23 protein-coding genes and 2 tRNA genes are annotated in these 16,968 nt (G+C 71.2%); 9 read left to right on the top strand and 16 right to left on the bottom strand.

Annotated features, from left to right (window positions below; translation table 11 throughout):
- Window positions 1-10 precede the first annotated feature (10 nt).
- From AC5L3C_RS15170 to AC5L3C_RS15105, 14 genes are all read right to left on the bottom strand, one after another.
- Window positions 11-1,462, bottom strand: a complete 1,452-nt coding sequence (locus AC5L3C_RS15170; RefSeq protein WP_493649440.1) for a DNA primase family protein — start codon at window positions 1,460-1,462, stop codon at window positions 11-13.
- Entirely contained in the window at window positions 1,459-1,809 is a 351-nt protein-coding gene (locus tag AC5L3C_RS15165) for a hypothetical protein (protein ID WP_493649439.1), read from the bottom strand. The genes AC5L3C_RS15170 and AC5L3C_RS15165 overlap by 4 nt, the downstream gene beginning before the upstream one ends.
- Complete coding sequence (locus tag AC5L3C_RS15160; RefSeq protein WP_493649438.1) at window positions 1,806-2,714, bottom strand: bifunctional DNA primase/polymerase; 909 nt, start codon at window positions 2,712-2,714, stop codon at window positions 1,806-1,808. The genes AC5L3C_RS15165 and AC5L3C_RS15160 overlap by 4 nt, the downstream gene beginning before the upstream one ends.
- A gap of 88 nt (window positions 2,715-2,802) precedes the next feature.
- Window positions 2,803-3,231, bottom strand: a complete 429-nt coding sequence (locus tag AC5L3C_RS15155) for a hypothetical protein (protein WP_493653888.1) — start codon at window positions 3,229-3,231, stop codon at window positions 2,803-2,805.
- Between the two features lie 26 nt (window positions 3,232-3,257).
- Window positions 3,258-3,500: a hypothetical protein gene (locus AC5L3C_RS15150; protein ID WP_493649437.1), complete on the bottom strand. Its 243-nt coding sequence runs from the start codon at window positions 3,498-3,500 to the stop codon at window positions 3,258-3,260.
- Window positions 3,501-3,707: 207 nt separating this feature from the next.
- Window positions 3,708-5,837, bottom strand: a complete 2,130-nt coding sequence (locus tag AC5L3C_RS15145; protein ID WP_493649436.1) for a P-loop NTPase family protein — start codon at window positions 5,835-5,837, stop codon at window positions 3,708-3,710.
- 107 nt (window positions 5,838-5,944) lie between these two features.
- Entirely contained in the window at window positions 5,945-6,262 is a 318-nt protein-coding gene (locus AC5L3C_RS15140) for a hypothetical protein (protein ID WP_493649435.1), read from the bottom strand.
- The gene (locus AC5L3C_RS15135) at window positions 6,249-6,608 is read right to left on the bottom strand and encodes an RRQRL motif-containing zinc-binding protein (RefSeq protein ID WP_493653887.1); all 360 of its coding nucleotides are present in this window, start codon (window positions 6,606-6,608) and stop codon (window positions 6,249-6,251) included. Before AC5L3C_RS15135 ends, AC5L3C_RS15140 begins: the two co-directional genes overlap by 14 nt.
- Window positions 6,608-7,468, bottom strand: a complete 861-nt coding sequence (locus tag AC5L3C_RS15130; protein ID WP_493649434.1) for a protein spdB — start codon at window positions 7,466-7,468, stop codon at window positions 6,608-6,610. The genes AC5L3C_RS15135 and AC5L3C_RS15130 overlap by 1 nt, the downstream gene beginning before the upstream one ends.
- The gene (locus AC5L3C_RS15125) at window positions 7,465-7,755 is read right to left on the bottom strand and encodes a DUF6303 family protein (RefSeq protein WP_493649433.1); all 291 of its coding nucleotides are present in this window, start codon (window positions 7,753-7,755) and stop codon (window positions 7,465-7,467) included. Before AC5L3C_RS15125 ends, AC5L3C_RS15130 begins: the two co-directional genes overlap by 4 nt.
- Window positions 7,752-8,195 carry a Pycsar system effector family protein gene (locus tag AC5L3C_RS15120; RefSeq protein ID WP_493649432.1) on the bottom strand — a complete coding sequence of 148 codons (444 nt, stop codon included), beginning with the start codon at window positions 8,193-8,195 and terminating at the stop codon, window positions 7,752-7,754. Before AC5L3C_RS15120 ends, AC5L3C_RS15125 begins: the two co-directional genes overlap by 4 nt.
- Window positions 8,192-8,461 (bottom strand): DUF6284 family protein, encoded by a 270-nt coding sequence (locus AC5L3C_RS15115; protein ID WP_493649431.1) that lies wholly within the window; start codon window positions 8,459-8,461, stop codon window positions 8,192-8,194. The genes AC5L3C_RS15120 and AC5L3C_RS15115 overlap by 4 nt, the downstream gene beginning before the upstream one ends.
- Window positions 8,462-8,551: 90 nt before the next feature.
- A complete protein-coding gene (locus AC5L3C_RS15110; RefSeq protein WP_493649430.1) occupies window positions 8,552-8,707 on the bottom strand; it encodes a hypothetical protein in 156 nt (51 codons plus the stop codon).
- A 199-nt stretch (window positions 8,708-8,906) separates the two neighbouring features.
- Window positions 8,907-9,074, bottom strand: a complete 168-nt coding sequence (locus tag AC5L3C_RS15105; protein WP_493649429.1) for a hypothetical protein — start codon at window positions 9,072-9,074, stop codon at window positions 8,907-8,909.
- Window positions 9,075-10,162: 1,088 nt separating this feature from the next.
- On the opposite strand from AC5L3C_RS15105, the gene AC5L3C_RS15100 reads away from it, so the two are divergent.
- The 3 genes from AC5L3C_RS15100 (at window position 10,163) to AC5L3C_RS15090 (ending at window position 12,148) form a co-directional block, all read left to right on the top strand.
- Entirely contained in the window at window positions 10,163-10,951 is a 789-nt protein-coding gene (locus AC5L3C_RS15100) for a GntR family transcriptional regulator (protein WP_493649428.1), read from the top strand.
- A 3-nt stretch (window positions 10,952-10,954) separates the two neighbouring features.
- Window positions 10,955-11,719, top strand: a complete 765-nt coding sequence (locus AC5L3C_RS15095) for a glycosyltransferase family 2 protein (protein ID WP_493649427.1) — start codon at window positions 10,955-10,957, stop codon at window positions 11,717-11,719.
- Between the two features lie 216 nt (window positions 11,720-11,935).
- Window positions 11,936-12,148, top strand: coding sequence for a hypothetical protein (locus AC5L3C_RS15090; protein ID WP_493649426.1), 213 nt, complete (start codon window positions 11,936-11,938; stop codon window positions 12,146-12,148).
- A gap of 28 nt (window positions 12,149-12,176) precedes the next feature.
- Here AC5L3C_RS15090 and AC5L3C_RS15085 read toward each other — a convergent pair whose 3' ends face one another.
- The gene (locus AC5L3C_RS15085; protein ID WP_493649425.1) at window positions 12,177-12,833 is read right to left on the bottom strand and encodes an SDR family oxidoreductase; all 657 of its coding nucleotides are present in this window, start codon (window positions 12,831-12,833) and stop codon (window positions 12,177-12,179) included.
- 39 nt (window positions 12,834-12,872) lie between these two features.
- Window positions 12,873-14,138 (bottom strand): amidohydrolase family protein, encoded by a 1,266-nt coding sequence (locus tag AC5L3C_RS15080; protein ID WP_493649424.1) that lies wholly within the window; start codon window positions 14,136-14,138, stop codon window positions 12,873-12,875.
- Between the two features lie 260 nt (window positions 14,139-14,398).
- On the opposite strand from AC5L3C_RS15080, the gene AC5L3C_RS15075 reads away from it, so the two are divergent.
- From AC5L3C_RS15075 to AC5L3C_RS15050, 6 genes are all read left to right on the top strand, one after another.
- A tRNA-Thr gene (locus AC5L3C_RS15075) sits at window positions 14,399-14,471 on the top strand.
- Window positions 14,472-14,517: 46 nt separating this feature from the next.
- Window positions 14,518-14,590 (top strand) — tRNA-Met (locus tag AC5L3C_RS15070).
- 88 nt (window positions 14,591-14,678) lie between these two features.
- A complete protein-coding gene (gene rpmG, locus AC5L3C_RS15065) occupies window positions 14,679-14,843 on the top strand; it encodes a 50S ribosomal protein L33 (RefSeq protein ID WP_003948671.1) in 165 nt (54 codons plus the stop codon).
- 82 nt (window positions 14,844-14,925) lie between these two features.
- A complete protein-coding gene (locus AC5L3C_RS15060) occupies window positions 14,926-15,378 on the top strand; it encodes an FAS1-like dehydratase domain-containing protein (protein ID WP_493649423.1) in 453 nt (150 codons plus the stop codon).
- Between the two features lie 7 nt (window positions 15,379-15,385).
- Window positions 15,386-15,814, top strand: coding sequence for a MaoC family dehydratase (locus AC5L3C_RS15055; protein ID WP_493649422.1), 429 nt, complete (start codon window positions 15,386-15,388; stop codon window positions 15,812-15,814).
- Window positions 15,815-15,868: 54 nt separating this feature from the next.
- Entirely contained in the window at window positions 15,869-16,924 is a 1,056-nt protein-coding gene (locus AC5L3C_RS15050) for a UDP-N-acetylmuramate dehydrogenase (protein ID WP_493649421.1), read from the top strand.
- Window positions 16,925-16,968: the final 44 nt, after the last annotated feature.

Raw genomic sequence — 16,968 nt, 5'->3', positions numbered from 1 at the left:
TCAGCGGCACTCAGCGGCTCTCAGAGGGGTCTTGAGACGCGGTGAGTCGCGACTCAGGCAAATGTGGTTCGGACAGCTTCAGTGTGATCCCGCTGTAGGTGATCACCTGGCGGCCGTAGGCGTCGCGGGGCCGGGAGCGGCTGAGTTGGGGGATGACGGAGAGCAGGTTGCGGCCAAAGACCTGCTTGGTGCCGGGGCGTACGCCGTTGTCCTCGGCCCAGTCCCGCCAGGCCGTCCACAGCGCTTCCACGGGCACGGAGCAGGTGGGTCCGGTGGTGCAGCGTTCGCGGATGAACGCGCTGGTGGGTGAGGCGGTGTCCTGCATGGTGGTCATGGCTTCGCGGCTGGAGGGGGGTTCGGTGATCCGGCCGTTGCTCTGGAGGCGGGCGAGTCCTTCCAGTGCCCAGTTCAAGATGCCGGGCATCTCGGCGGTGAGCCGGTCGAAGAGGGTGGGGTCTTCCTTGCCCAGCCACGACGTGCGCATGCTGAGGAGGATGAACCGCCTTGCGATGACGCCGGAGGAGTCGCCGAAGTGCGGTAGTTCGTTGGACAGGACGACAAGCCGGGTGGGTAGCTTGCCAGTCCAGACCGCGCGGTATTTGCGGTCGATGTCGATGGTGTCTTCGCCGGAGATGGTGAGCAGCCGCTCGACGACCTGACTGTTGTCGTTGCCGGACAGGCGGGCGTCGGAGATCACCGCAAGGGGCTTGCCGACCAGGGTGGACAGGCCAAAGTTCGTGCCCAGTCCGGCGAGGGTGGGACCGGCAAGGTTCTCTCGTCCGACCAGCTCTTTGAGCACTCGGGCGATGGTGCCCTTGCCGGACCGGGACGGCCCGACGATGAGCAGGATCTTCTGTTGGTCGGTGCGGCCGGACAGGACGTAGCCGAACCATTCCTGAAGCGCGGCGATGGCTTCGGGGTCCTCGGGCCAGACCTGCGCGAGGAACCGTTCCCAGGTGGGCGCGGTGGCGTCGGGGTCGTAGGCGAACGGCACGGAGACCAGGTTGAAGAACCCGGGGCCGTGCGGCAGGAGGGCCCGGTCCCGGATGCGTAGCAACCCGTTGGCACAGGCCACGATGGGGCCGTGGTCCTGCCCGGTGTCACCCTGGTCGTCGATCCAGGCGGGGGCGTCGGTGTCGGTGGGCAGCAGGGTGATGGCCCCGAGGGCGTCAAGCAGGTTGCCGATCTTCTGCTTGGTCGGTGCCCAGTCGCGTTCCTCGGGCTGTCCGTCCTTGCCGGGGGTCTGGAAGACCGTGTGCTCAAGTCGGGTGTACATGGCGGCGCGGATCTGGGCTTCGTCCGTCTCGCGCCAGCAAGCGCCGTTCCAGCGCATCCACGATGCCCGCCAGCGTCGGCACACAAGCTGTCCGTCCTCGGTCTGCCAGTCGGGCAGGAGGCGGCGGGCAACGGCCAGGGGGTTGGACGGCGGTGGCAGTTCCTCGGTGGCGGTGGGCTCGGTCATGCCGCGTGCCTCCCTTCCTGGGCGGTGCGGAGCGGGCAGGTGGTGCGGTGCGCTTCGTGGTCGGTGATCAGGGCGAGCACGCGGCGGTGTCCGACGGCGCTGCGGTCACGGCCGTACAGGCAGCGTGAGGTCGCGGTGGGCACGGCGCCCTTGGGCGCGCTGATGTGCAGCCACGCCACGGGGAACCGTCCGTCGCTCTGGCCCGGGTCAGGGCGAACAGCAGAAGGGACGCCCTTGCGGGCGGCGCCTTTCGGCTCGCCCACGGTCGGTCGGCCGCTGCCCGGTTCGGCGTCGCGCGGGCCGGTCGGGGTGCCGGTGAGGCTCTTAGGAGGGGGAGGGGTGGTCATGCCGCACGCCCGCGGGTCGGGTTGTGGGCGATGGACCAGTCCAGGCCCCGCCGGATCACGTCGTCGTAGTAGCGCTGCGACTGTGTGGCGTTGCCGGCCGCCGCCTCTCTAAGAGCCTGCTCAACCTGGGGGCGGGGGAGGTCGCCGGACGCGATCAGCCGTCCCAGGGCGCGGGCGGCCCGCAGCAGCGTGGCGTTACGGGTCCCGTCGGCGGCGGTGGCGACGTTCCGGGTCTCGTTGGCGAGCGCTACATCCGCGTATCGGCGGGATTGCCCCACCACGGTCCTTGTGGGCGCGTGTGCGGGCTTGGGGGTCGGTCGGAGGATGCTCAGCAGCCATCCGGGCGGAGCGGCGGCCACAGGGGCGCACAGAGCTTCGTACCGCCCGGCGGGGGTGATGCTGCCCGCTGCGACGACGTAGCCGCCATGCGCGCGGGTGTCGACCAACGCGGCGATGCTGCCTGCCGTGTTGGTCAGCCGCATGCCGGGCGGGGCGGTGAAGTACAGGTGTGTCCCGCCGCTCGCGGTCCGGGTCCGGTAGGTGTCAGGGACGGGGTGGCCGGCGCGCTCGCAGAGCGCTGCGAAGGTTGCCGCGCCGTCAGGCGCGTCCGAACTGCCCTTGTCCTTGGGCACGTCCAGGTCGACCACGACCAGCCTTGAGGGGCCGGTAGCGATCCCGACGTTGAACGGCGCCTGTGACCACGCGGCGCGGATGCGGCCGGGGTCGGTGGTGGCACGCTGCTCCCACTTCCGATGCCCGCTCGCGCACGGCCCGGTGCGGGTGCACGTCTTCTCGCCGTGCAGGGCGGGCCGCTTAGTCCCGGGACGCAGCGGGAAGACGTGCCAGCCGCGCGCTGCGGCGTCCAGTGCTGCATGCAGCAGCGCGGATCGGGGGTCTTGGGTCATGCTGGAGGTCTCCAGTCCTGTTGCAGGGTGCTGGGTGACAAGGGCGACCGCGCATCTTTGGCGAGAGGGGCGGTCGCCCTTGGCGTAGCTAGCTGTGGAAGTGGTTGCGCTTGATCACGGCCCGACGGATGTTGACGGTGGTGCCGCCCTTGTGGCTGCTCGTGCTGAGGACCTGGACGGCGATCCACCCGCCGAAGATGACGGCGGCGAGGATGATGAGCTGACCGATGAACGCGGTCAGGGCGGCGATGAACGAGGTGAGCAGCAGCAGTCCGCCGCACACTGCGAGGAACCCGACGCCTCCGAGGGCGACGTTCACCGCGGTGCGGGAGACGGCCGGCTTGGCCGTGACCGGGGCAGGCTGGGGGTGCTCGATGGCGTAGCCGGTGACGATGCGGCCGTCCGGGAGGACGATGCTCGCCACCGCCGGAACGGCGTTCGGCTGCACGGGCACGACCGGCGTCGCGGCGGGCACGGCGGGCGGGAGCGGGATTGGCTGGTGGACTTCGACGGGCATGGACCGGTGGTAGGAGGTGGGCTCGTTCACTTGGCGCCTCCAGCCAGGTAGGCACGGCCGGCCGCGGTCACCTTCACCGGGTCGGTGCGACCGTCGCCGATGTCGATGAAGGCGTTGGCGGCCAAGGGGTGGAAGGTGCAGTCGTTGACGGTGTAGGTGGACCCCGCCATCTGCCAGCGGCCATAGGGAGCGGAGACGAACAGGACCCCATCGCCGGTGTCGTTCTGGGCGATGGTCTGGAGGAGCTTTCGGACGGTGCGCGAGAACATGCGGAATCCCTTCCGGCCGATGGCCAGGGAGGCGGAGGCACCCTCTTCGGGGTGCCGTGTGGAGGGGTGTTTCGGGGGTGTGACCTGCGGGCCTCCCTGACTCCCTGAATGATCATCTGTGCAGGTCAGGGCCAGGGAGGCGGGTCAGGGAGGGGTTCAGGGAGTTCTCCCTGTCTCCCTGACCCGTCCGGGGGTCGCTCCCTGCCGTCATTCGGCGGAAGCGGAACCTTCTCCGTCGCGGTTGGCGAGGGCGCGGGCCACGCGGTCGCGGGAGACGACCATCACGCCGTCGGACTTGTAGGGCGATGCGTCGGCGTCGTCCAGGACGCGCTTGAGGTCGATGAACGACCAGCCGCCGTACGCGCCCGGGTTGCGTGCGGCGAGCCGTGCGAGGACGTCCTTGGTGCGCACGCGGGGTGCGTCGCCGATGACGGTGGCGATGTCGGTGAGCGGGTCGTGATCCTCGCTCCGCTCGATGGCGTGCAGGGTGGTCACTCCGTCGCGCATCGCCTTGGCCCGGTCGGTGATCGCGGTGGCGGCGTCGTCGTTGATGTAGTGCGTGCGCACCGTGATGGACGACTGGCCGGCCGGGATGGCGATGCCGTCGGAGGCGACGACCAGCGTGCCCCGGTCCAGACCGGGCCGGAGCAGGTTCGGGGCGGCGCCTCCGTCGACAGCCTTGTCCCCCAGCGCCATGCGGGCCTGCGACTCGGTGCCCAGGGCGAGCGAGGCGCGGGTGTGGGCACCCTCGCGGACCAGCTTGGGCAGGTTCTCGTTGGTCGGGTCCTGCGTGCCCTGCCACATCAGCACATTCACCGCACGCCCCTGATTGTGGATCTTCCGCACGGCCATGAAGTACCGAGAGTTCGCCTTGGAACCCCCGTACGGGCGCTTGTCGGCGTCCTTGGCCGGACACATGAACGCCATCTGTGCCTCGTCGACCAGCACGATCAGCGCCGGGAAGGTGGTGCCGGGCGGCGCCTGAATCCGGCGGTTCATCTCATCCACCGCACCCTCAACCATCTCGGTCACCTGGATCACGTGCTCATCCGTCGGCCCCTGGATCAGCGTGGTGGCGAGCCCGTCGAACATGGCCCAGTCACCGACGCCCTTGAGGTCGCCAATCAGGAACTCGACCGAACGGTCCAGCGACAGCCACAGGGCCAGCGAGCGCAGGGCCACGGTCTTGCCCTGGTTGGACAACCCGGTGATGAGAAGGTGGCGCTGGTAGAGGGACAGGGCGGCGGCATCCCCGCGCAGGTCCTGACCCCAGGGGGCTTTGCCCTTGGCGTAGTCGGCGGTCATCGTCTCGTCGGTGACCAGCGGGGACGGGCCGATCGGCTCGTCCAGCGCGCCACTGTCGGCGATCCACAGTCGCACGGTGCGGGCGGCGGTCGGGATGGTGATGAACACCTCGTGCTCGTGCCGGGTGAGGTTCTCGGCGAGCTTGCGGCGCCGGTTCTGTACCTCGATCGTCGACACCCCGGACGGCAACGTCACGTCAACCTCGACACCGCATCCGGCGATGGTGATCGGCCCGAGCATGGACGCGCCGGCGTCGCCCATCTCCTTGATGGCTCGCGCGAGGGCGGGTACTCCGAGGTCGCGCAGGGCCTTGACCACGATGGACGGGGTGATCGGCTCCCCCTCGCCGTTGCGGACGTTCGCGGGCAGGGCCCACGCGGGTGCGGCGTGCTGCTTGCGGCCGACCGACCACAGGGCCAGCAGCGCCAAGAACGGGCCGATCGTCACGGCCGGGCCCCACACCACCTGAACGATCCGGATCAGCAGCGCGATGAAGTCGATGGTCGCGGACAACGGGGTGATGACATCCGTGGCCTGACCGCTGCTGATGGCCAGGACCACCCCGAGGGCGACCAGCACACCCACGCCCATACCCGCGCCCACGGCTACGCCCTTGGCGGCGTCCACGGGCGAGTGGAGCAGGTCCATGCGGCGGTGGTGGCGAGCAGCGCGGAAGCGCTGCAAGCGCTCCTCCCACTCCTCCGCGGCTTCCAAGTTCCCCGCGGCCTCCGCCGCACGGATCATCCGCTCGTAGCGCGACCCGGTACGGCCGTCCCACGCCCGGCGGGCCACGATCCTGCCGCCGTTGACCGTGTAGAGGCCGTGCCGGGCGGCGGCGCGCACGCCGGCCCGGGTCCGCTCGTGCGTGACAGCGGTCTTCACGGCGCGGCCGGAGCGCACCCACAGCGGCACCGGCCGCGCGGGCGGCGCGTCCGGCACCACGGTCAGCGTGGTCACCGTCGCCGTGTCGGCGGTCGCCGGTTCGGCGGTCGGGTCGGTGTGCTTGTGGAGGTGAACGACGTTCTCAGACATGCTGGGAGGTCTCCTGACTGCCCCCTTGGCGGGGGCGGGAGTGAGGGAGAGCCGGGGTGGCCGGGTCCGTGCAGGGAGGCGGCCACCCCGGTACTGAAATGGGCTGGTCACCACCAGCCGGAGGACCGCTTGGCGGCCTTGGCGCGGGCGGCCTCGGTGATGAGTCGCTGCCGCTCGGCGTGCAGGGCGTTCAGCTCGGCCGTGAGCCGCATCTCGGCGGCGTTGCTGGTGGACTCGATCTGCTGCTCGGCGCGGCCGGTGCTGCGGCCCCGTGCGGTGCGGTAGGTGCCGCTCGCGGCGGCGCGCAGCATGGCGCGGCGCTCGCGGCCGGTCAGCGGCCACAACTCACCCCGCCGCACCGCCTCCAGCTTCTTGCTGGTCAACCGGATTTCGCGGTCCAGGCGGCGCAGGTCAGCCTTGCTCATGGGTGCTCCCTTCCGGCCCGTGCGGGTCGGGGTAGGCGCAGGGCACGCACGTGCCCAGCGCGGCGGGGATGACGTATCCGGCATCACGCCGGCAGGCAGGACAGGTGCGGCGCGCGGCGTTGGCCTTCGCGAGCGCCGCCCGGCGGGCCGGCGTCATCGGCCGGACCGGCACCGCGAGGTCGACGCGGTAGAGGTAGGCGACCAGCGGGCCGCGCCGGCGGCGGGGGCGTTCGAGCTGCGCGGCCACGTCCTGACCCCCGGGCCGCAGGCCCAACGCGCGCAACTGGCGGCGGGTGGCGTAACCGTCCGGGGCGAGGCGCCACCGGTACACCGGCAGCGTCCCCATCACGCGACGCGCTTCCACGCGGCCCTAAGGCGTACCTCGGATGCGGAGTGCCCGGCGGCCCGGAACCGGGCGGCCATCTCCCGGTACGACAGAGCCGGCGTCTCGCTGCGGCGGATCTCGTCGACAAGCGCGTCCAGCGCCTCATCGGTGAGCCCGGGTGCGGCCTCCAGCGAGCGGGACGTGAGCGACTCGGACGGCCCCCACACCGGCAGCTCCCACCGGGGCGTGACACCGGGTGTGACGCGGCTCGTCACGCTGGTCAGCGCCCTGCCGGTCTCCTCGCCCGCGCGGGCCGTCTCCAGCGTCGACCACGCCGACGAGAGCGTCTGTGCGGTCTTGGCCTGGACGCGTGCGACGCGCGCCCCGGCCTCCGTGACGGCCGTCAACCGCGTCTCCTCCGTGGCCGCCTCCGCCCGCAACCGGGCACGGGCCACGGCCGCCTCATCCCGCGCCTCCTGCTGAATCCCGCGGATCGCATCCAACGCGGCCGGGGTGAGCGCCGTTTGCTCCCACAGGCCGTGCACGAGCCACAGGGCTTTGGCCGCGATCGGCAGCCACGCCACCGCCAGCCACGCCCCGGCCGACTCCTCCGCCGTGAGCGCGTGGGCGATGAGGACACCGGCAGCGAGGGCGCCGAAGGACCAGCCGACGGCGGTCACGGCCCGGTTGTGGTCACCCTGGGCAGCGAGCCGGCGTTCATAGGCGAGGGTGGCCAGCCATCCCCCGTCGATCCCAAGACCGACGACCAGAGCGACCGGCCACGGCACCGCGGTGCCCAGCCACATCACCACCACCGCGAGGGTGAGCACCATCGACACGGCCGTCATCGCGACGGCCGGCAGCACGGTCTTGGCCCTCATGCCGCACCCCCGTCCCGACCGCGCACCGTGACGGCCGCGATCAGCAGGACCGGGCTGGAGTCGTCGTCGGGGTCGCGGCTGTCCTCCGTCCACGACCACACCGCACCCGGGGCCACCTCGTAGCCGAGGGCGGCCAACGCGCGCCGGCGCTCCGCCACCGTCGGCACCGGCCCGCAGGCCTTCCACCGGTAGGTGGGCCACTCGGTCTCGCCGTACACAACGACGTACAGGCGCCACGCCCGGCCCTCGCCCCGCATCTGCGACATCTGCGCGGTCAGCGTCCTCATGCCGCACCCCCGGCGGTGAGCAGGGCAGCGAGGATGAGCAGGGCGCCGCCGGCGCGGGTGAGGTCGACCGCCCGCCGCAGGCAGGTGAACTTCACGACGGCCAGCCGGGACAGTCCGGCGATGTCGGCGGCCAGATCGGTCGAGACAGCCTCGCTGATCTCCTCCGGGGTGAGCGTCGCCCACACGGGGAAGCCGTGCCCACCATTGAGGTTGGGGCGGACCGACCGCAGCAGCAGACCGGCGGCCGCGACCAGCAGCGCCAGACCGGCCACGCCCACGACGACGGCAGGCCGGTTCATCGGCAGGTCGCGGGCGACGGTCCAGGCTCCGGCGAGGACCGCGCCGACGAACGCCAGCAACAGCGCCGTCTTGCTGTCCGTGCGCGTGATCTCCGCCTTCACCTCAGCGTGCGCGGCGATCAGGTTCCGGTCGGCGCTCACGCGGCACCCCCGGGAAGGCTCGCGCCGGCGCTGCGGTTGAGCAGCGCGACCCGCGCGGCCAGCGCACGGCGCCGCGCCCGGCGGATCCGCCGGACGTCCAGCTCCGACGGCGTGCGGTCCAGCGTGACGATGTGCGCGTCCAACAGGTCGACGTCCGCCAGGATGACGGGCATCTCCCGCTCGATCGCGTCCAGTTCCGCATCCGTCGGCTCCATGAAGTCGGCGAACGCGGTAACGGCGTCCTGAACAGTGACAATATGGTCCATGGGTCGTGGTTCCTCTCACAGGTTGGTACGGCCCGAACGCGGTCCCCGGGGGGCATCCCGGGGACCGCTCGCCGTTGTGGTCGGGTGTGGTCAGCCGCGCTCGGGCTTGCGGCCGTAGGCGGCGTTCAGCTCCGCCGTGACGTCCTTGCACTGGCCGGAGACGATGCGGTCGTAGACCTGCTGGCCCTTCTTGACGTTCTCCGGGCTGGTCAGGTCGGTCGACTGCTGCGCCTTGTTGCCGAACATGCGGACTCCTGACGATGTGTCGTCGATCGCGGGAGACCGGCGGTGCACCGGTCTGTGGACTCCCCGGAGCGGACCGGGCGCACCAGGGCGCTGAGAATGCGCGGGGTGCGGGTCTTGCTGCTCCCACCGCGTGGGAGCGGTGGGGGAGAGTGCCCCGGCCGGGAGTCGAACCCGGCCTGCGACCATCGGGGCGGTGGGGTCAGCGAGCGTCGCGGATGTCGGTGAGCGAGGCTCCGAGGTTCTGCGCGGCCTGGACGGCCTTGTGCATGTTGTGGAAGGTCGCGGCGCCCGGCGTGCTCGCGTGGGCGTTGACCGCGTCTGCGGCGGCCTTGATGGCGGCGGCCCGGTCCGGGATCTGTGTGGCCATGGCACTCTCCGGTCGTTGAAGGTCGGGGATCGGTGCGTGCCCCGGGCCGGATTCGATCCGACGGCATCACGCCGGGGCCGGGGCTGGTTCAGCGTTCGGTCACCTCGCGTCGTGCTGGACGATGACCAGGAAGGAATCCGAGGGCAGGCCCATCACGCCGCCCTCCCCACGAGGTAGGGGTGCGGACCGCGCGGACGCTGAGGCAGCGGTTCCTTCGTCTTCTCGTGCTCGCTGCCGACCATCAACGGCGCCCCTGCATCCGGGCACTGTCCTGACTGCCCTTGTTGCGCTCCGCGTTCCGCCTCTCCAGCTCAGCGCGCTCCGCGTCTGTCAGACTGGTAAACACAGGTGCCTCCTACACAGGTGCCTGTAATGCGCCGTCCGGAGTTGCACCTCCGGGCGGCGCGCTCGTGCGGAGCCCCTTCGACTCCCCGCGCTCCCGCCCGTACGACCCACGCAGAGCGGGCCGGACGGGCGGGAGAGGCAGCCGGCCGCAGCGACAGGGCGCTGCGGAACCAGGGCACGGACCGGGATGCAGAACGGGTGCCGCCGACCGGTCCGGCCTCCAGCAGCACCCCAGGTATGTCGACGGTTCACACCGAACCCCCTGTCATCTCAGCGAATCGACTCGATCTCTCGCGGCTCCGAACGCGCCTTGCTCCGCCTCCCATCGACGGCGCGTCATTGCCGTGCCGTTCAGTCGTCACTCGCTGAACGGCGCTCCCATCCCTCGCGGGTGTCATGGACCGGGTGCAGCCCAATCACCGGGATCCCCGTGATCCGGTCCCTGGGTCTACGCCCGAGGGACAGACCAGCGGCTTAGCCGATGACACCGATCGATCCGTGAAGACGACGGACTTTGACGTCTCCCCTGCCGCACGGACCGCGTGTAAGCGGGACCGGCGGGGCCGTTCCGCGCACCCCGGGACGGGACGCAGCGAAGCAGGGCAGGAAGAAACCTCATGACTTCCTGTCCTCAACTCCTCTTTAGGAGTTGCCCATGACTATGGCCGACCGTGGGGAAGTCGTCAACACCTCATGAGGACTTATGCTGGGATGGCTCCATAGACAGGGACGGTGACCACCGCATGGCCAAGGCATACGAGCGCATTGCCGACGATCTCCGGCAGCGCATCCGCGCAGGTGAGTACAGGTCGGGCGAGCGTCTGCCCGCCGAAACGAAGCTTGTAGACGAGTACCGGAAGAGCCTGCCGACTGTGCGCCAAGCGCTCGGCGTGTTGCAGGCGGAAGGACTCGTCGAGAAGCGACACGGACGTGGCAACGTGGTGCGCAAGCCACGCAGACTGGTGACCCGCACCAACGAGCGTCACCAGTGGGAGAAGGACCGGGCCCGGCAGTCGCTCGATGAGCGTCAGCAGACCGGCGCGACGGAACACGACACAGGCTTGACCGTCTCCGATCTCGTTTTCAGTGCCGTGTTCAGCGAGACGGAGGCTGACGAGGATCTGGCAGAAGTGTTCGGCGTGCCGGTCGGGACGCGTCTACTGGAACGCGTGTACCGCACCCGATACCGCGAGGAAGAAGTGCCGTTCAACGTCTCGCGGTCCCGACTGCTCTACGACATGGCAGCGGCCAATGCGGCCTTGCTCGATGCGGACAACGAGCCGTGGCCCGGAGGCACTCTTAACCAGCTTCACAGCGTCGGAGTCGAGGTGGACCGAATCACCGAGCGGATCACGGCCCGCCCGCCCACGTTCGAAGAATCCGAAGAGTTGGGCCTGACCGCAGGTGTAGCGGTCATCGTGCTTCGGAAGACATGCGTTGATATCGACGGGCGGGTTGTGGAGGTAGCTGACGTGACGTTGCCGGGAGACCGAACCGAGCTGGAGTTCACGACTCCGCTGGACAGGTGGTGAGCCGTGACTCGCATCATCACGGTCGTCACCGCAGTGCATGCCCCCGGGGCTGAGTACCTGCCCGACGCCTACAAGTCGCTTATGGAACAGGAACTCCCGAACGGGTGGGACTGGCAGTGGGTCGTTCAGGAAGACGGCGAGACGGACGCGGTAGCGCCGTTCGTGCCTCAAGATGACCGAGTGAGCTTCGACCAGGGGCGTGCCGGCCGAGCGGCCATGGCTCGCACCATGGGTCTGGCCCGAGCGCGCGGCGAGTACGTCAAGGTGTTGGACGCGGACGACATGCTCACCCCGGGCACTCTCGCGCGGGACATCGCGGCCCTTGCGGACGGTGGCATCGGGTGGGTCACGTCGCGCGTTCTCGATCTCCTGCCCGACGGCAGCACCGTGGGCTTCGACCAGGACCCGCCCGCAGGACCGATCGAGATCGGCGCCGTACTGAGCCACTGGAAGGCTCACGACTACCGGGCGCAGGTTCACCCGGCCACGTTGTGCATGCGGCGGGAACTGCTGCTCGCCCTCGGCGGGTGGATGGCTCTACCAGCCTCGGAAGACACGGGTCTGCTGCTCGCCTTGAACGCGGTCAGCCGTGGTTGGTTCCACGCGGACGCGGGGCTTCTCTACCGGAAGTGGCCGGGGCAGGTGACTGGTCAAGCGGCGCACGTTCACGCGGGGGAGCGGGAAGCGCGCATGGCCGTTGTGGAGGCCAGAGCGCGGGCGCTTGCTGCCCTCCCCGGGTGGCGGTTCGGTGACGCCGGCGCGCGCTGATGAACGGGTGATTCCCCCATGCGTCCCCCCGGCGGGCGGTCAGGCGACAAAAGCGCTGGTCAGCGCCCGTAGAGGCGGCCCGCTGTAAATCTGCCGGCTCAGCCTTCCCAGGTTCGAATCCTGGCGCCGCCACAACTGGGGAAGACCCCCTTCGGACTGCGGTCCGGAGGGGGTCTCTTCGTGTGCGTCGGGGCAGGGGCGGGGCAGACTGGCCGTATGCCGTCGCGTCGTCGTCCGTGTCCCGAGTGCCGTCGTGAGATCGCCGTGGTCGCCGGGCGGTATGCGCGGCACGACCCGCCCGGTGCCCGGGGGAGCGGGGAGCTGACGTCGTGTCCCGGGTCGCGCAGGCGGGCCCCGCTCGGTGCGGAGCAGCCGTCGCTGGACGGGCACGTGGTGCCGGACTTCCCCGGGCAGATGCCGCTCTTCTAGCGTTCCTTCTTCCGGCGTCCGGCGGTGCTCAGTTGCCCGCCACCGACTTGACGGCGACCGACACCGGGGCGGACCCGCTGATGAGTTCCAGGGTCAGCCCCGCCGTCGCCGGGGTGTCCACCAGTTCCGCCAGCACGGCGGCCACGTCGTCGCGCGGGACCGGGCCGCGGCCCGTGTGCGCCTCCAGGCGGACCAGTCCGGTGCCGGCGTCGTCGGTGAGCTGACCGGGACGCAGGATCGTCCAGTCCAGGGCGTCCAGACTGCGGATGTACGCGTCCGCCTCGCCCTTGGCGCGCAGATACACGTCGAAGACCTCGTCGCCCTCGTGCGCCGGGTCCGCGCCCATGGACGACACGATCACGAAACGCCGTACGCCCGCGCGGACGGCCGCGTCGGCGAAGAGGATCGCCGCCGCCTTGTCCACCGTTTCCTTGCGGTCCACCCCGCTTCCCGGGCCGGCGCCCGCCGCGAACACGGCGGCGTCCGCGCCCTCCAGGCACTGTGCGACCTCCTCCACCGACGCGGACTCCAGGTCCAGCACGACCGGTTCGGCGCCCAGCTGCCGCAGTTCGTCGGCCTGTTCGGGTTTGCGGATGATGCCCGCCACCTCGTCCCCGCGCGCGGCGAGCAGCCGCTCCAGCCGCAGCGCGATCTGACCATGACCACCAGCGATGACAATGCGCATGCTTCCGACCGTACGCCGGGGCGGCACCGTCCGCCGCCGCTACGCGGGTCCCCGCCCCTGCCGGGGCAGCCCGGGTCCCACCGCACCCGTCGAATCGCGGTACTCCCGTACCGCGCTCGTCCGCGCCACCACCCGCCCCCCGTGCACCACGATGCGGCTGTACGCCAGGGACAGCGCGCCCGGCAGCCCGTCCCCGCGGACGGCCAGCAGTTCGGCCGGGAAACCCGCCTCCACCCGCACCTCGGGCAGCCCCAGAGCGGCCCGCGCCGACGTGCTCACCGCGGCGTAGGCGTCGTTCGCGGGCAGGCCCTGGTGCGAGGCCAGCAGATAGGCGGCCTCCAGCGGGTCGCCGCGGCCCACCGGATTCGACACGTCCCGCAGGGCGCCGCTCCCCGCGGCCACCCGCACCCCCGCCGAGCGCAGCAGCCGTACCGGGGCCGCGCCCCGGCCGTCCGCGGCCCCGCAGCCGCCCTGCGGCAGGCACACCACCGCCACCCCGGCCGCCGCGAGCCGGTCCGCGGTCCGCGCGGCCACGTCGTCCGGCAGCCCGGCCAGAGCGCCGCACGGACCGAGCACGACCCCCGGCCGCAGCCCGCCCGCCATGGCCGCGAACCGGGCGAGCCGGGTGGGGTCGGCGGCGTCCGTGTGCAGGTCCACGGGGCAGCCGTGCTCGGAGGCGACCTCGAGCACCGCCTCCACATAGCCCGTGGGATCGGGATCGAGGTCCGGGCAGCCGCCCACCACGGACGCTCCCATCTTCAGCGCGTCCCGCAGCACCGCGAGCCCGTTCGCCCCGGCCACCCCGGTCAGCACCCGTGGCATCGCCACCGTCGTCAGCTCCGTCAGCCCGCGCAGCGAACGCCCCGCCCGCAGGACGGCCGTGAGCGCGCCGAGCCCGGCCAGATCACCCACGCGCACATGCGCCCGCAGCGCCGTCGCGCCGTGCCCGAGCTGGAGCAGGGCCGCTTCCGTGGCACGGCGCTGCACGTCCTGGGGGTCGTCCGGAACGGGGCCCTCGCCGCCCGCGGTCAGGGCGGTGTCCGCGTGGGCGTGGGGCTCGGCGGGCGCCGGCAGCAGGAGATAGCCGGTGAGGTCCACGCGTGTGACGCACGCGCGCGTGCCGTCCGCCGCCAGGCTGCCGGCCGTACCGACCGCCTCGATGCGCCCGCCCCCCAGCCGCACGTCCACGGTGCGCCCGTCGGTGAGCCGTGCGCCGCACAGCAGGACCGGGGCCGGGTCGGCCGCACCCGGGCCGGGGAGCGACGGCCAGGGGCCGGACGGTGGCTGCGGCTGGCTTTCGGGCATCGCGCTCCTGGGGCTCGGGCCGTGCACGGGGAAGCACCTCACGCGGAGACAAGATCACGCAGAGTGAGTCGAGCCTAGGATGGCCGCCCGCCGCTCGCCGGGAGGAGCGCAATAGTCGTACCGGCGTGGTCCCCCGGGGCGTGAGCGCCACGTGGACGGGCAGCCCCCGGACGCCGCCGCGCGGTCCCCTCATGACGGGACAGGGGGCCCGAAACGGATTTGGGCGAACGGCGGCGGACCGTGTAATGTCTTCATCGCTCGCCCCAATAGCTCAGTCGGCAGAGCGTCTCCATGGTAAGGAGAAGGTCAACGGTTCGATTCCGTTTTGGGGCTCTGGTGAGTGAGGTTCCCGTCGCGAGGCGGGTCCCGATCGCATCAAAGCGGTGTAGCTCAGTCGGTAGAGCAAGCGGCTCATAATCGCTGTGTCACCGGTTCAAGTCCGGTCACCGCTACTGACAGTAGCCGATTGCGGGGTCGGTCCTTCGATCGGCTACTCTTCTTGCGTTAATACAGTCCATCCGTTCGTCAAGGAGCACTCACGTGGCTGCCACCGACGTCCGCCCGAAGATCACGCTGGCCTGCGTGGAGTGCAAGGAGCGGAACTACATCACCAAGAAGAACCGGCGTAACAACCCGGACCGTCTTGAGATGAAGAAGCACTGCCCGCGTTGCAATGCGCACACCGCGCACCGCGAGACGCGATAAAACAGGCTCGTACACGAGGCCGTCCCCCCACTCGGGGGGCGGCCTCGTGTCGTTTCAGTCAGATACAGGAGGTGCCGCGCGCATGGCGCTCGACCAGTCCTTCGTGGGGCGGAGCTACCCGCCCACCGAGCCCTACGAGGTGGGCCGGGAGAAGATCCGTGAGTTCGCCGAGGCCGTGGGGGACGCCAACCCGGCGTACACGGACGCGGAGGCGGCCAAGGCGCTCGGTCACCCCGATGTGATCGCCCCGCCGACCTTCGTGTTCGCGATCACCTTCAAGGCGGCCCAGGAGGTCGTCGCCGACCCGCGGCTCGGTCTCGACTACAGCCGGGTCGTGCACGGCGACCAGAGGTTCGAGTACCGGCGCCCGGTGCGCGCCGGTGACCGGCTGAGCGTGACCTCGACCATCGAGAAGATCAGGTCGATGGCCGGCAACGAGGTGCTGGACATCCGCGGCGAGGTCCACGACCAGGCCGGCGAACACGTCGTGACCGCCTGGACCAAGCTCGTGGCCCGCGCGGCCGAGGAGGCGTGAACACACCATGACGGCGAAGATCTCCTACGCCGACGTCGAGGTCGGCACCGAACTGCCCGCGCAGACGTTCCCCGTGACCCGCGCCACCCTCGTCCGGTACGCGGGCGCCTCCGGCGACTTCAACCCCATCCACTGGAACGAGAAGTTCGCCAAGGAGGTCGGTCTCCCCGACGTCATCGCGCACGGCATGTTCACCATGGCCGAGGCGATCCGCGTGGTGACCGACTGGGTGGGCGACCCGGGCGCGGTCGTCGACTACGGCGTCCGCTTCACCCGCCCCGTCGTCGTCCCCAACGACGACAAGGGCACGGCCATCGAGGTCAGCGGCAAGGTCGCCGCCAAGCTCGACGACCACACGGTCCGGGTGGACCTCACCGCGACGCACGACGGACAGAAGGTCCTGGGCATGTCGCGCGCGGTCGTCCGGCTGGCCTGACCCGGACCGGCCGGGGAAGCGGGGCCGAGGGCGCCGTCTCGTACTCTTGAGCCCGTGCAGGAACTCCAAGACGCCCCCCTCGCCCCGCTGACCACCTTCCGGCTGGGCGGCCCCGCGACCCGGCTGGTCACCGCGACGACCGACGACGAGGTGATCGCCGTCGTCCGCGACGCCGACGACACCGGCACCCCGCTGCTGATCATCGGCGGCGGATCCAACCTGGTCATCGGCGACAAGGGCTTCGACGGCACCGCCCTCGTCATCGCCACCCGCGGCTTCCGCCTGGACGGCACGCGGCTGGAGCTGGCGGCCGGAGAGGTGTGGACCGACGCCGTCGCCCGCACCGTCGAGGCGGGGCTGGCCGGTGTCGAGTGCCTGGCCGGCATCCCCGGCTCGGCGGGCGCCACCCCGATCCAGAACGTCGGGGCGTACGGCCAGGAGGTCTCCGCCACCATCACCGAGGTCGTCGCCTACGACCGCCGGGCCCGGGAGACCGTGACGCTGGGCACCGAGGACTGCGCCTTCTCGTACCGCCACAGCCGCTTCAAGTCCGACCCCGAGCGCTACGTCGTGCTGCGCGTGCGTTTCGCGCTCGAGGACGCCGGGGGCCTGTCCGGTCCCGTCCGGTACGCCGAGACCGCCCGCGTCCTCGGTGTCGCGCCGGGGGAGCGGGTACCGCTGGACACCGCCCGCGAGACGGTGCTGAAGCTCCGCGCGGGCAAGGGCATGGTCCTCGACCCCGAGGACCACGACACCTGGTCGGCGGGTTCCTTCTTCACCAACCCCATCCTTGAGGACGGGGCGTTCGAGGCGTTCCGCGCCCGGGTGCGGGAGCGGCTCGGTGAGGGCGTCGAGGCCCCGGCGTACCCGGCCGGGCCGGGCCGCACCAAGACCTCCGCGGCCTGGCTGATCGACAAGGCCGGCTTCACCAAGGGCTACGGCGACGGCCCCGCCCGAATCTCCACCAAGCACACCCTCGCCCTCACCAACCGCGGTGACGCGACCACCGAGGACCTCCTGGCGCTCGCCCGCGAGGTCGTCGCCGGGGTGCGCGAGGCCTTCGGCATCACGCTGGTCAACGAGCCGGTCACGGTGGGCGTGAGCCTGTAGATTCCCGTTGCCGCCGGGGCCGCCCGCCCGCGATCATGGGGGCG

The organism is Streptomyces speibonae (genome assembly GCF_984686075.1).
This window is presented reverse-complemented; position numbering and strand designations above follow the sequence as displayed.